This window comes from Populibacterium corticicola (assembly GCF_042683685.1).
In the GTDB taxonomy this organism is placed as follows: domain Bacteria; phylum Actinomycetota; class Actinomycetes; order Actinomycetales; family Cellulomonadaceae; genus Timonella; species Timonella corticicola.
Map to the genome: position 1 here is coordinate 21730 of NZ_JBHUOP010000001.1, position 14228 is coordinate 35957.

The window sequence follows — 14228 nt, forward strand, 5'->3', positions numbered from 1 at the left end:
TGACCACTACTGGTTGAGGCAGGACGTAAGGTAGATGAATGACAACCGGGCCAACCCCTGAACAGCCGCAACATTTCCCACAGTGCGTTCCCGTCCTTCAAGGCGACGGGGTTCGACTGCGCGCTCACGATTACGACGACATTGACCGCATTGTGGAGCAGAGCCAGGACGAGGTATCACAGCGGTTCATTCCACTGCCAAACCCCTACACCGTTGAGAATGCTCGTGGGTTCCTCGCCGAGTTTGTGGAGAAGTCATGGAACGAGCGCAAGCGGTTCGAGTTCGCAATTGATGATCTCTCGGCGCAGGAATCTCTGTTCTGCGGAAACGTCGGTGTGTGGCCGCACGGAGACGGTCGCTACGAGGTCGGCTGGATTCTGCACCCTGACGCTCGCGGTCGAGGCATCATGACCCGTGCCGTTGAGCTTGTGCTGGCCTGGGCATTCGAGTCGCTCGACGCTCGGGTGGTGAAGTGGTGCGCCGATGCTGACAACGATGCGTCGTGGGCTGTTGCCCGCCGGGTTGGCTTCCGCGAACCCGTGGTGCTGCCCAACTGGATGCCTCTTGGCGGCGAGTTGCGACACTGTGCGCAGGCCACGCTCACAAGGGAGCAATTCGAGAACGGCACCCTTGCCTAGATGGAGGGTCCAACCTGTTGGATTGACAGCAAAACCTCTCCGGCACCGTCGCAGCGGTCTAGGTCAACGAGAGCCGTGATCGCCCAGTCGTGGTCCTTGTTGGGGTCATCAAGGACCTGACGTACCTGCCACAGGCGTTCGTTGCCGTCCACACCGCGCGTGATCTGCAGGAGTTGCGGAGCCCGTGCATCTGGGCCAATCCCGATTGCGTCGTCTCCGTATTCCTCGAACATCGGGTCAACCGCGTCCGCCCAGTCGTCTCCGTTCCAGCCGTCCTTTGGGGCAAGGGCATCGAACGCGTCGTAGTCTTCGCGGGACAACAACTCCACACGGTGGAACATGGCGTTGCGCAGCAGGATGTTGAACGTGCGCGGGTTGCCGCTGATTGCACGAATCGGTTCGTCCTCTAGGAAGTCTGGCTCAATCTCTTGGATCGCCTCATCAGGGTTGGACAGGCGTTCCCACTCGTCAAGCAGGGACGAGTCAACGGAACGCACGAGCTCGCCGAGCCATTCGGTGATGGCCTCCACCTCGTCGGTGCGATGTTCCACGGGAACCGTTTGGGTCATGGTGCGGTAGGTGTCCGCGAGGTACTTGAGCACCACACCCTCCGAGCGTTCGAGCTGGTAGCGCGAGATGAAGTCGGAGAAGGTCTGGGCCTTTTCAAGGAAGTCACGCACCACCGACTTGGGCGAAAGTTCCATACCTGACACCCACGGGTTGGTGTGCTTGTAGGTGTGGAACGCCGATTGGAGTAGTTCCTCAAGTGGCTTTGGCCACGAAATGCCTTCGAGTAACTCCATGCGCTGGTCGTATTCGACGCCCTCGGCCTTCATCTCCGCGATTGCCGTTGATTTGGCGGCACGCTCCTGACCGTAGAGGACCTGACGAGGATCCTCCATGGTTGACTCGATCACGGACAGCACATCCAACCCGTGGGTGGGGGAGTCGACGCCCAGCAGGTCCATTGCCGCAACCGCGAACGGGGAGAGCGGCTGGTTGAGCGCGAAGTTGTCGGGTACGTCAACGGCCAACTGGATCTTGTAACGCGAGTGCCCACCCACGACTCCAGTGGGGATCTTGACCTTCTCCACGATCCCGGCCTGTCGCAGCGACCGGTAGATCCTAAAGGTTTGGCGGATGTGCTCGCGTTTGCGGGACTCTTGATCGTGGTTGGTGAGCAGCAGATGACGCATCGAGTTCACTGGGTCAACCGGACGCCCATCCTCATCGGTACGGGCCAACACGTTCAAGATCATGGCGTGCGAGACGGAGAACTGCGAGGTTAGTGGTTCCGGCGGAGCCGCCACAAGCCTCTCAAAGGTGGAATCAGTCCAGTTCACATGACCGACCGGAGCCTTCTTACGAACGATCTTCTTGAGTTTCTTTGGATCGTCCCCGGCCTTCTCCAGCAGTTTCTTGTTTTCGATCACGTGGTCCGGGGCCATGACCAGTACCTCGCCAACGGTGTCGTAGCCAGCGCGTCCGGCGCGGCCAGCGATTTGGTGGAACTCGCGGGCAGTGAGGTGGCGCATGCGTTCGCCGTCGAACTTGACCAGCGAGGTCAGCAAAACGGTGCGGATCGGCACGTTGATCCCCACTCCGAGGGTGTCGGTGCCGCACACGACCTTGAGCAATCCCTTTTGGGTTAGACGCTCCACCACGCGGCGGTATTTGGGGAGCATCCCGGCGTGGTGCACGCCGATACCTGCGCGCAGGTACTTTGAGAGCAACTTGCCGAATCCGGAACCGAATCGGAAGTTGCCGAGTTCCGCTGCAATAGCTTCCTTGTCCTGCTTGGACGCGATTTTCATCGACAGCAGTGATTGGGCTCGGTCGACTGCGTCCTTCTGCGTGAAGTGCACGACGTACACGGGCGCACGGTGGGTTGAGACCAATTCCTCGATCAGCTCGCCCAGTGGTTCGACAACGTAGGTGTGGTGCAGCGGAACCGGACGCTCCACGCCGGAGACCTCAACGACCTCGCGGCCTGTGCGTTCGAACAGATCCTTGCGGAAGAACTCGGTGTCTCCCAAGGTCGCGGAGAGAAGCAGGTATTGCACGTTTGGCAGTTCAAGGAGTGGCACCTGCCATGCCCAGCCGCGCTGCGGGTCTGCATAGAAGTGAAACTCGTCCATGACCACCTGGTCCACGCCCGGATCGAATGCCTCGGGTCCACCGCGACGTAACGCCTGGTTAGCGAGGATTTCCGCAGTGCAGCAGATGATCGGCGCATCGGGGTTCACGGCGGAATCGCCCGTGGTCATACCGACGTTCTGGGAACCGAACACCGAGACCAGATCAAAGAACTTCTCCGACACCAGCGCCTTCAGCGGTGCCGTATAGAACGTGCGCTGACCGCGGGCCAACGCAATAAAGTGCGCGGCCATGGCGACGAGCGACTTACCAGAACCAGTGGGGGTTGCCAAGATGACGTGCTTGTCGTCCAGCAACTCCAGGATCGCTTCCTCCTGAGCCGGATACAGCGACAGCCCGCGCGACTGAGCGAACTGCACGAATGCGTCGAGAATCTGGTCTGGGTCCGACGGGTCAGAAATCGCGGACAGGGCGGCGGCGAGCGGTGAAGTAGACATTGCCTTCATTGTTTCAGGTGCCACCGGTAAACCCCAAAGCCATGACGCAGATTGCCAACGAGTCAGCCGCGTCTAGTCCAACACTCCCGACCCAGCCCGGCTGGGTCGGAAGGCGAGGTGGGAAAGCGACCGGATCGTCGTCAATCAGCCATACCTTTGAGAGCGCACTTATCCGTACTCGTACATACTGCGAGTGCACTTTTGGTAACTCAAAGGGAAGGTTGAGTTGCGAGTGCGCCAAAAGCCAATGAGAGTGCGTGGGGAAACCTAACGCGGCGAAACGGAAAAAGTGGGGCGAACCGGACCGCGACACTAAAAAGACACCAAGTTGCGCGTAAAAGTGAACTCAAATTCATAAACCGTTCGTACGTGAGCCACACGTCGTAAATCTTCGCGATTCACCGTGTAACTGCACTTAAGACTTCCCGCCGAAACGCGGCGGGCAACGAACGGAAAACTCATGCGCTTGAACAAGCTCGCACGCGGCATCACTGTTGCGGCAGTCCTCGGCCTCGCCCTCACGGCCTGCTCGGACTCGCCGCAGGCGAACGAAGCGGACAACACCAAAGCTGCCACCGCCACCTCGGCAGCCGACTTTGGCGGACTCGACGCACTGATCGAGGCAGCGAAGGCCGAAGGCCAGATCAACGTCATTGCGCTCCCGGACGACTGGGCCAACTACGGCGCAATCAAGAAGGGCTTCGAGGACAAGTACGGCATCAAGGTCAACTCGATCCTGCCAGACGCTTCCTCGAAGGAAGAGATCCAGGCTGCGGAGGCAAACAAGGGAACCGACCAGGCACCTGACGTGTTTGACCTTGGCACTGCTGTAACTCTGGAGTCAACCGCTTACTTCGCACCATACAAGGTCGAGGGCTGGGACAAGATTCCTACTGAGAACAAGGAAGAGACCGGTCTGTGGGTCAACGACTACACCGGTGTCATGGCGGTTGGTTACAACGCCACCAAGTACGGCGAAATCACTTCGCTGGACCAACTCACCGACTCCAAGTTCGCAGGATCGGTAGCGGTCAACGGTAAGCCAGCCGAAGCAGGCGCGGCATTCAACGGCTTCCTCATGGCTAACCGTGTTGCTGGCGGAACCTTCTCGGATCTGCAGCCTGGCCTCGACTACTTCAAGAAGCTTGCAGATGCTGGCACCTTGAACCTCAAGGACGTTACTGCGGGAACCATCGACGCTGGTGAGCACGGCGTAGTCTTCGACTGGTCCTACAACCAGCTCTCAACTCAGAAGCGTCTCGCTGAAAAGGGCGTGGACTGGCAGGTCTTCGTGCCAGAAGGCGGAGAGATCGTCTCCTACTACAACCAGGCGATCAACGTGGACGCACCAAACCCAGCGGCAGCGCGCCTATGGCAGGAATACGTGTTCTCCCCAGAGGTCCAGAACCAGTGGCTAGCGGGCGGTGCCCAGCCGGTCATGTTCGACGCACTCGAGGCAGACGGCACGCTGGACCCTGAAGCAGCGAAGGCTCTTCCTGAGGTTCCGGGTGAACCAGCAACCCCAACCCAGGAGGAAGCTGCAAAGGCCAACGAGTTCCTCGCGGCTGAGTGGGACAACGCGGTTTCCTGATGACTGCAACGATTACACCAGCGGGGCGGGCAGATTCTGTCCGCCCCGCGGGCGTTACCGAACCAGCAGCCGCACCACCGGCTTCGGGCCGTACGGTTGGCGCGGGGTTGAAAAGCCTGATCCGTAACGCCCCGCTACTCCCATTCGTCGCATACACGGGCGTTTTCCTGCTGCTCCCGACCGCACTGGTCATCATCGGTGCATTCACGGCTCGCGATGGTGGATTCACGCTCGAGGGCATTGTGCAGGCGCTCAACGCTCGTACGGCCAAGATCTTCTGGACCACGACGTGGCTTGCGCTTGTGACCGCGATCATTGGGGCCGTCCTTGGTGCGGTGATCGCCTATGCGCTGTCCACGGCACCACAGGGGAGTGTCAGCCGCCGTATCATCACCGCATTCAACTCGGTGCTGGCACAGTTTGGTGGCGTCATGTTGGCGTTCGCCTTCATCGCGATGCTCGGCACGAACGGTATGGTCACCCGCCTCATGGAAGGACTGATCGGCGTGAACGTCCCGTCTAATCTGCTGTCCTCCATGGCCGGTATCGTGCTGGTTTACATTTACTTCCAGATCCCGTTGATGGTGATCGTGTTCCTGCCCGCCGTGGACGGCCTACGCACCGAATGGCGCGAAACCACGATGAGCTTCGGCGGCACCACCGCCACGTTCTGGCGCAGTGTCGCCGGACCGATCTTGGCGCCACGATTTCTCGGTTCGCTGTTGCTGCTGTTTGCAAACGCGTTCTCCGCTTTCGCAACCGCCGCAGCCCTCATCTCACAACAGACGATCATCGTGCCGATGGCCATTGAATCCGCGATACGTAATGAGAACAACACAAACATGAACGCATATGCGCAGGTTCTGGCGCTCGGCATGATCCTCGTGATCGCACTGATCATGACCGGCTACGCGGCATTGCAACGCAAGACAGCGAGGTGGGAGCAGTGAGCGCCCTAGTCGACACCCCAGCTCCGGCTCGCGTGGGTGCTCGTAAGGCGGCTTTACGCCGCCAGACCGCTTTTCGACGAGTCGTCTACGTAGTCTCTCTGTTCCTGATGGCAATTCCACTGGTTTCGCTCGTGGAATACTCCTTCCGTTTTCCACTGACCGGCGCTGTGAACGCCGATGCATGGAAGAAGATCTTCGCGGGCCGGACCAGCGAGTACACGACCCTTGAGAACCTGTGGGTTGGCCTCACCAACTCGCTGATCATGTGCGCCATCACCGTGGTCATCATGGTCGCGCTGTTGCTCCCCACCATGGTGTGGGTGCGCCTGAGCGGAAAACAGTTCTCGCGTTTTGTCGAGTTTGTGTGCCTGCTGCCGCTGACCATCCCAGCCGTCGTACTCGTGGTGGGACTCACCCCGGTGTACCGATTCATCTCGACCCAGGTGTTGGACTCACGCGCGATCTGGCTTTCCTTCGCCTACGTGATCCTGGTCCTTCCGTTCTCCTACCGCTCACTCGATGCGGGACTGCGCGCCATGGACCTCAAAACCCTCGTGGAAGCGGCCCGGTCCTTTGGAGCCTCCTGGTTCACCGTGATGCTCCGCGTCATCGTCCCCAACATCCGCGCTGCGCTGGTGTCTGCGTCGTTCCTCTCCTGTGCGGTTGTGCTGGGCGAGTTCACTCTGGCGCGACTGCTCGCCAAGGACAACCTGCAAACCGCGCTGTTCGTCATCAACCTCTCGGACAGCCAGGTAGCCGCTGCAATGTCCTTCCTGGCGCTCGCGGTGACCACGGTGCTTCTTGTTGTCATGGATCTGCTTGTGAACCGCGTCCCCTCAACGCCCAAAACCCCAGCGAAAGTAATCTCACAATGACTGCACTCAACACCCCTGCGCCGACAACCGCCGACACTTCCGTAGCAGGTCGGCCCACCTCTGTGCGGAGTCATACGGTCAACGTCAACGCCTCTCGCGTGGAACTGCAGTCGATCACCCGTAACTTCGGGTCGGTGACCGCACTATCGAACTTCTCCCTGACAATCGAGCCGGGAGAGATGGTTGCACTGCTCGGACCATCGGGCTGCGGAAAGACCACGGCCCTACGCGCGCTCGCCGGGCTAGAGGACATCGATGCCGGAACCATCGTCATCGACGATGCGGACGTGTCCGATCTGCCCGCACACAAGCGGGACATGGCGATGGTGTTCCAGGCCTACTCGCTCATGCCCCACATGACGGTCCGCCAAAACCTTGAGTTTGTACTCAAGATCCGCAAGATCTCCCCACGTGAGCGTACCGAGAACACAACCCGCTACCTGGACATGGTCGGATTGACCGGACACGCCGAGCACTTCCCACACCAACTCTCAGGTGGTCAACGCCAACGTGTCGCGATTGCCCGAGCGCTCGCGGTTGATCCGAAGGTGCTGCTTCTCGACGAGCCGCTCTCAGCGCTCGACGCCAAGGTACGCGTGCAGTTGCGTGAAGAGATCCGTGCACTCCAACTCGACAGCGGCATCACCGCCCTGTTCGTGACCCACGATCAGGAGGAAGCCCTTGCGATGGCAGACAGGGTGGCGGTCATGTATCAGGGCAAGATCGCCCAGATCGGTGCGCCACAGGAAATCTACGAGCGCCCAGAATCGGAGTTCGTGGCCCGGTTCATTGGCCAGGTCAACGACATCCCATGCACCGTTGAGACGGGCCAAGCTGTCACGGCTTACGGTCGGGTTCCCCTGCTTGAGTGGTCCGCTACTGATGCGCAAACCGTTCTGGTTCGTCCCGAAAACATCGCTATCGAAGCCACTGATGCACCGGTCGGGCACAGCAACACCGCCGTCATCGAACAGTTCCACTACCTCGGATCGGTCGCCTCAGTCGCGGTTCGCAGCGCAGACGGACTGCTCCTGCACGCTCAGGTCCCAGCCCGTGAAGGTGCCGAACTCGTTTTGGGTGCAACTGTCTCCGTGCACCTGCGTAGGCAGGCGGCTCTCGCGGTGTAGCTCGCGTTAGTCGAGGAGTCCCAACTTTTCGAAGGCCAGGGCCAGGCCGTCATGTTCGATGGATGAGGTTATCCAATCGGCGGCGGCCTGAGCCTGGGCCGTGCCATTTCCCATGGCAACACCGGTTCCCGCAACGGCGAGCATCTCAATGTCGTTCGCAGAGTCACCGATTGCGATGGTCTCTTCCACAGGCACCCCGAAATGCTCTGCGATCCTGGTTAAGCCCACCGACTTGTTCATGCCGAGTGCCGTGAGCTCGCCGGTCTCGCCCTGTTCCTGCGGCAGCGACCCGGGAATGATCGAGAACCGTGCCCCGAACCGTCCTTGTACGTCAGAAAGTCGGATAGGGGAGTCGGATGGGATGAAGAACGTCACTTTGGCCGCCGTCTGTGGCACTCCGGTGCGCAATGCTGGTTCGATCTGTGCGAGAAAGGCACTCCAGTTCCCAGCAATCGACCGGCCCGCGTCGCCGGATGTGCGGAACCGATCCAGGAAGTTTCGGCTGGGGTGCAACTCCACACCCGTCTGCCACAGGCAGTCCACTCTGTTGGCCTCAAACCACGCGGATAGTTCCGCAACGTCTTGGTTCGGGATCTGATCGTTGAACAGAACCCGACCGTCCACCTCGCCGTACGCTCCATTGCAGCCAACCAGTCCACTCATTCCCAGATCCCACAGGAACGGATAGATCTCCGGTCGAGTGCGGCCCGTACACAACACCAGTCGGTGTCCCAGCGAAACCGCACGAGTGAGCGCGTTGCGCGCGGAGTCTGGTAACTCCTGATCGTGGGTGAGCAGTGTGCCATCTACATCAAGGAAAACCAGTCGCTTCACAGTTCGATCTTCTCAGATCGAGCATGAAATTTCCGGCACCCCAACGTGAATGTCAACGCAACAGCGTTGGTGTGGGCCAGCATGGAGAGTTCGGATTGGCGACGATATGGCTCGGAACCCGACCACCTCCCGCCCCAGCCCTGCTGGGTCGGGAGAAGTGCTGTGGGACTGGTCGGCTCGTCGCCAATCCGTCACTGAGGGGCGTACTTTGGCGTGTTCTTGTTGGGTAAACCGAAACGAGAGTGAACTTATCTACACCGGAAACTCAAGCAAGCCTCCTTTTGCGCACTCGCAAACTTCTGTTCTGTTTGAGAGTTACCTAAAGTGCACTCACAGTATCTGTGAGTGCACTTTAGGTAACTCTCAAAGGTAGTGGAACTCTCCGAATGCCGTTTCGGGGACTTTCAAACGCGGTGATGGGGTGTAAAAGCGGGCTTTGAATCGAAACTTGGGCACTCACACCGTAATGTTTACGCAGGCATATTCGCCTGGACGCGAAGATCCGACACCCTATCGAACACTGTGCGCAGGGAGACCCGTGCACACCTGCGACCGTAAGGAAATCAATGAACGCAGAACAGATCCTCCTCGCGCAGGAGGCTGCCGTGCTGTCCACGATCAGCGACTTCCTGTATTCCTACTGGCTGATCTATGTGCTCGTGGGAGCGGGCCTGTTCTTCACCATCGCAACCAAGGGCGTGCAAGTTCGCCACTTTGGGCGCATGTGGAAAGCAATCGTTGCCAGAGAAGAGGCCGCGGGTGGGATCTCGTCCTTCCAAGCATTCGCAACCGGGATGGCCTCGCGTGTCGGAATCGGCAACATCGTCGGGGTGGCCATTGCGTTGACATTGGGCGGACCGGGAGCGATCTTCTGGATGTGGGTTGTCGCGTTCCTCGGCATGGCCACTGGATTCGTTGAGGCCACACTCGCGCAGGTGTTCAAGGTGCGCAACGCAGACGGTTCGTATCGTGGTGGACCCGCCTACTACATCAAGACCGGGCTGAAGCAGCGCTGGCTCGCCATCGTGTTCGCTGTGGTGCTGACGTTCACGTACGGGTTCGCCTTCAACATGGTTGCGGCCAACACGATCTCCGACACCCTCAACACGAACCACGGGGTGCCACAGTGGGTAACGGCAATCGCGCTGATGCTGCTCGGCGCCCCGCTGCTGCTGCGCGGTATCCGACCGATTGCCCGGTTCTCGGCACGATACATGCCAATCATCGCCGGACTCTACGTGCTTATCGCGCTGGGGATCGTGCTGTTCAACGTTGGACAACTTCCGGAGATTCTCGGGCTGATCTTCCGCTCGGCGTTCGGCTTGGACGAAGCCGTCGTGGGCTTCGGCGCAGGAATCCTTGCCGCGATGCTCAACGGTACCAAGCGCGGCCTGTTCTCCAACGAGGCTGGTATGGGGTCGGCGCCGAACATGGCGGCGACGGCAACCGTCTCGCACCCGGTCAAACAGGGTTTGATCCAATCTGTGGGCGTGTTCATCGACACCATGATCGTCTGTTCGGCGACGGCCTTCATGATCCTCTCGTCCGGCGCATACGATCTGTCCAACATCGGCGACTCAAGCGTTGGTGCGGCGCTGACGAATGCCGCGATCGTCACCTCGCTGGGAGACTGGGCAAGCTGGCTGACCTCGTTCATCGTGTTTGCCTTCGCTTTCACCACCATCTTCGGTAACTATTCATACGCCGAGGTCAACCTCAACTACCTGGGTGTTCACGGTCGTGGCATCATTGCGTTCCGACTGCTCGTGATCCTCGGTGTCGGACTCGGCTCGATCCTCGCGCTCGCGACCGTGTGGGACGTTGCTGACGTGGTCATGGCGCTCATGGCAACCGTCAACCTCATCTCGATCACATTGCTGTTCGGCTGGTTCCGTGGCACGCTCAAGGACTATGAGGGTCGTGTGGGAACCGAACGAATCAACGAGCGGTTTGTCGGTCAAGGCAACCCTCTTCTACCGGGCGACGTGCCTGGCGATGTCTGGGCCGAAGGAGCCAAGGACCATCAGGCTGAGGTTGCTGCAGTAACGGCACCGGGTGATCAGTCCGGACGTTAGTACGGCAGTACGCCATCCTTACGTGCCTGATCCAGAAGGGCTTTGGCACCGGCTAACTTCCCAATTGCACTCCAAGCAAACGCGCTGGCCTGAAGGAAGAACAGAGCCGAGACCGCGGCGAAGATCCGAACAGGGTTCTCAAATCCATCCTCTGCGACCACACTTGGCCACAGAGCTAATAGCCCGCATCCGATACTGAACGCTGAGAACACGATTGCGGCGATGACCTGAGTGGAGATCTTGCCACGCAGGCGTTGTACGAATGCCATGAAGGTTCCGGATCGCCCAGGTGGCAGTGCAAACAGGAGGGTGTACATGGCCGCAACCACTCGAAACCTCAACCACCAACCCTCGGGCAGGGCGGCCACAGGAGTCAGAGGGATTTGACCGAGTGCGCTTGGCGACGAGTCGGACGGTTGCTCCTCGAATTCCCGTAGCGCTTGAATCACGTCTCGTGGGAGGCCTGCAGCCTCCGCAACTGTTGCGAAGAACTCGCTGGGAGCGGTCTGCGCGAGTTCCTCTGCTCGCGACGAAAGAGTGTCGAAGGTCCGATGGGACTCCACCAGATCACGGGAACGTCTGGTGGTCCGTGGTCCACGGCGTTTGGGGCGGTGGGGCAGGTCCTCATCAATCAAGACGAGTGGGTTGGTTGAGATCAGCTCGATGACCCGTGCAACGTCTGAGTCCTTCGCGACAGAGAGAACCTGTTCGTAGCGGTGCGCAGTGCTGATACCGATGGCAAAAGGTTTGTTCGTTGCCATGTGTAGGGCCACGAATCGGCGTTCCCCCTGTTGAGAGAACACGAAAGCTGGGAGTGGTTCGCGGTGGAAGCCAAAATCCTGAGGGATGGCGGTGTAGCCCCGTGCGGGGATCACCAACTGATGGTCTGCGACGATGCCATAGGCTCCCTCACCCTCTAGGAGCAGCAGCGCCTGATATGCCGAGTGAGGAACCGCACCTCGAAACACCGTGAGCGCACGACTGTGCTCAACAGGCTCCTGTTCGGGATCAACGGCAACAGGTTCTGTCGCGCCGGGATGAAACCGCACTTCATCATCGATGGTGATCGGCGCACCCAGAGAATGGCATAGGCCGAGTACGAACTCCTCAGCCGACTGCCCACGAGCGATCTTCTGATCGTGCGAAGCGATCGCAATCGCGGATTGATCCGTGCTCTCAGCGGTGTGGATGAGCACATTGACCACGACGCTTGAGCAGGTGCCAAATAGTGCTCCGCTCGTGAGCGTGGCGAGAACACTACGTGCGGCGAGGTAAGCGGAGACCTCTGCAACACTGACATGTGAACCATCCTCGCGAGGTTCGACACACAGACCCATGACGGTCAAACCATAGTGTTCCAGGTCTGCGTAAATATCGGGGATTACAGGCATGAATGCATCCTAGCCGCGTACGACGCCGCTGGTATAGGCGGCAATATCCAAGCGCCACAACGTGGCGTCGTGAGTGGTGCGCTGTGCAGAAGAACCTGGTTAGCGGCGGAACCAGCCACGCTTACGAGGCGCAACATCCCCATCATGTTCGCGCAGCCCTGTGGATGGCAACTCACACCCCGAGTCCGCGCACTGTGAAACTTCAGGCGGGATACCGAGTAGTTCAGCTACTTCGCCAAAGAAGGCGTGAGTGTTCGCTGGGTCAGTGAGCCGCTCGTAGGCGGGGAGTAGCGCGTAGGGAAATGCCGGATGGTCAAACTGGACCGGACCCGCAACCAGGCCAGGCTGCGTGATGAGCCCAAGTAGAAGAGCGGCAGGGCCGCCCTCCTGGTCTACGAGTTCCGAAGAGAAGTGAGGCAGATTGGCAACCGTCATCCGCAACCGTTTCTTACCCTTGCCCAAGACCAGATGAACATACTTGGCCTCGCCTGCCTGCGCGAACAGCACGACCGGCATGCGTGAATCATCCGTGGGTTCGACTGGAAGCTCCACAACCCCGCGAGGCAGCCCTATAAGCCTGCCGCCAGCAATCTCAGCGGAGCGAACCACTGTCCCGGTGTCATGTGCGATTGCTTCCGCGGTGAATTCACTGGCCCCTGACACAAAGACAATGCCACGCGAATTAAGTTTGTGCGGCGATACGCGCCATTCGTTTGGGAATCCGGGCGGTTGTTCGATGGATTGCCTGCGTGGGTCCAACTCGATGAACTCCGGCTCGCGGTCGTCTGGAGAGTCGTTGCTCTGCGATGGCCCGGGTGTGTATGCGCCAGGGGAGTATTGCACATACTCATCCGCCACAACAACCGCGTTCAAAGCGTCAGCGAGCGATTGGCATGCATCGCCGGTGAATCGGCCTGGCATCAGATCACCGGTATCAGACACCTCAAGGACAACGGGCGCGTCTGATGCCATGGTCACGGCGACCTTTGCGATGACCGGGGTGTCCAACCCAAAACGTGAACCTGAAACGGCAACGCCTACGATCCGGCGTTCACGGAACAACGCGAGTACCTCGTCCACGTTGGGGCGTGAGCCGTCAAGACGAGGCTGCACTTCAAGGTACATGGTTTCGAACTCGGGTAAATCGTCCAACGCATCAAGATCGTTTTGTTGGTTCAGGCCGTTGACCTCAGAAAGTTCGGGTTGTCCAGGCAACTCAGTCATGGGTTTAAGCCTACAGGCCAGCCATCAGGTGTTCGCACACCTCAATCAGCCGTGCCCGCAGTGGCTCTGACCGCTGAGCGAACTGAGCTTGAGCCTCTTGGTACGTGGCTTTTCCGTCCTCGGTTTCGATCCGGACGGGAGGTAGGTCGAACTTTGACACGTCGTAGGGTGAAGCCTGCATGTCTAGGTAGCGGATATCGCGGGCCAACTCGAAGCAGTCCAGCAACAAGTCACCGCGAACAGCAGGACTGAGTTTCCACGCCCACTTGTACAGGTCCATGTTTGCGTGCAGGCAGCCAGGTTGCTCGATCACAGGTTGCAGTTCACGAGTTGGTTGCAATCGGTTAAGAGGCGCAGCCTCGGGTGTGAAGAAGCGGAACGCGTCAAAGTGGGTGCACCGAATCTTGTGGTCCTCGACGACCTGATCGGTTCCAGCGCCGCCAAGCCGCAACGGAAGTGCATGGCGGGTCTCGTCTTGCCGATACACCATCGCCCACTCATGCAGCCCGAAGCAGCCCAGGTTCGTTGGCCGTGACGCGGTTCCGGACAAGACCGAATGGATGTACCTCACCGTGCTCCCACGGTCAGCCATGAATGAGTCGACGTCGAGTGTCACCCCACCGTCACGCACGGTGAACCAGCGTGCTGATGCCCGCTGGGACAGTTCGTCGCTGACATGGCTGTCCGACTCGTCGCCAAGCAGAATCGTTCCTGCACCGGCCGCCCAGGTGCGCAACCGGCTTGGGCGGATCGGATAGTAGGAGAACAGGAAGTCCTCGATCTCGTGCTTACGTCCCGCGTCGTGTGCCTCGCGCCATCGTGCCGTCAACTCGTCGGCGCGGGCAGCGTGAGCGCGCGCGATTGCGCGCCATTCGCGTGGCTCGAGGGTCGTGTGCGGGGCGAGGACGGTCACCTCACTAGCGTAGGTT

Annotated in this window: 11 protein-coding genes; 6 read left to right on the forward strand and 5 right to left on the reverse strand. The window is 59.7% G+C overall.

Annotation, left to right across the window (positions count from 1 at the left end):
- Positions 1–38: 38 nt before the first annotated feature.
- On the forward strand, positions 39–638 hold the full coding sequence (locus ACFSYH_RS00100) for a GNAT family N-acetyltransferase (RefSeq protein WP_377464375.1): 600 nt from the start codon (positions 39–41) through the stop codon (positions 636–638).
- Here the strand turns inward: ACFSYH_RS00100 and ACFSYH_RS00105 are convergent.
- Positions 635–3232 carry a DEAD/DEAH box helicase gene (locus ACFSYH_RS00105; RefSeq protein ID WP_449301326.1) on the reverse strand — a complete coding sequence of 866 codons (2598 nt, stop codon included), beginning with the start codon at positions 3230–3232 and terminating at the stop codon, positions 635–637. The genes ACFSYH_RS00100 and ACFSYH_RS00105 overlap by 4 nt on opposite strands.
- A 460-nt stretch (positions 3233–3692) precedes the next feature.
- Between ACFSYH_RS00105 and ACFSYH_RS00110 the strand changes: the two genes are divergently transcribed.
- Genes ACFSYH_RS00110 through ACFSYH_RS00125 form a run of 4 tightly spaced genes read left to right on the forward strand, consistent with a single transcriptional unit; the run spans position 3693 to position 7775 of the window.
- The gene (locus ACFSYH_RS00110; RefSeq protein WP_377464376.1) at positions 3693–4823 is read left to right on the forward strand and encodes an ABC transporter substrate-binding protein; all 1131 of its coding nucleotides are present in this window, start codon (positions 3693–3695) and stop codon (positions 4821–4823) included.
- Complete coding sequence (locus ACFSYH_RS00115; RefSeq protein WP_377464377.1) at positions 4823–5773, forward strand: ABC transporter permease; 951 nt, start codon at positions 4823–4825, stop codon at positions 5771–5773. Before ACFSYH_RS00110 ends, ACFSYH_RS00115 begins: the two co-directional genes overlap by 1 nt.
- Positions 5770–6648, forward strand: a complete 879-nt coding sequence (locus ACFSYH_RS00120; RefSeq protein WP_377464378.1) for an ABC transporter permease subunit — start codon at positions 5770–5772, stop codon at positions 6646–6648. The genes ACFSYH_RS00115 and ACFSYH_RS00120 overlap by 4 nt, the downstream gene beginning before the upstream one ends.
- Positions 6645–7775: an ABC transporter ATP-binding protein gene (locus tag ACFSYH_RS00125; RefSeq protein WP_377464379.1), complete on the forward strand. Its 1131-nt coding sequence runs from the start codon at positions 6645–6647 to the stop codon at positions 7773–7775. Before ACFSYH_RS00120 ends, ACFSYH_RS00125 begins: the two co-directional genes overlap by 4 nt.
- Positions 7776–7781: 6 nt before the next feature.
- Here ACFSYH_RS00125 and ACFSYH_RS00130 read toward each other — a convergent pair whose 3' ends face one another.
- Positions 7782–8609, reverse strand: coding sequence for an HAD family hydrolase (locus ACFSYH_RS00130; protein WP_377464380.1), 828 nt, complete (start codon positions 8607–8609; stop codon positions 7782–7784).
- A 566-nt stretch (positions 8610–9175) separates the two neighbouring features.
- Here ACFSYH_RS00130 and ACFSYH_RS00135 point away from each other — a divergent pair.
- On the forward strand, positions 9176–10684 hold the full coding sequence (locus ACFSYH_RS00135; protein ID WP_377464381.1) for an alanine/glycine:cation symporter family protein: 1509 nt from the start codon (positions 9176–9178) through the stop codon (positions 10682–10684).
- Here the strand turns inward: ACFSYH_RS00135 and ACFSYH_RS00140 are convergent.
- From ACFSYH_RS00140 to ACFSYH_RS00150, 3 genes are all read right to left on the reverse strand, one after another.
- Entirely contained in the window at positions 10681–12075 is a 1395-nt protein-coding gene (locus ACFSYH_RS00140; protein WP_377464382.1) for a hypothetical protein, read from the reverse strand. The genes ACFSYH_RS00135 and ACFSYH_RS00140 overlap by 4 nt on opposite strands.
- 99 nt (positions 12076–12174) lie before the next feature.
- A complete protein-coding gene (locus ACFSYH_RS00145; protein ID WP_377464383.1) occupies positions 12175–13299 on the reverse strand; it encodes a hypothetical protein in 1125 nt (374 codons plus the stop codon).
- A 10-nt stretch (positions 13300–13309) separates the two neighbouring features.
- Entirely contained in the window at positions 13310–14212 is a 903-nt protein-coding gene (locus ACFSYH_RS00150; RefSeq protein ID WP_377464384.1) for a 3-methyladenine DNA glycosylase, read from the reverse strand.
- Positions 14213–14228: the final 16 nt, after the last annotated feature.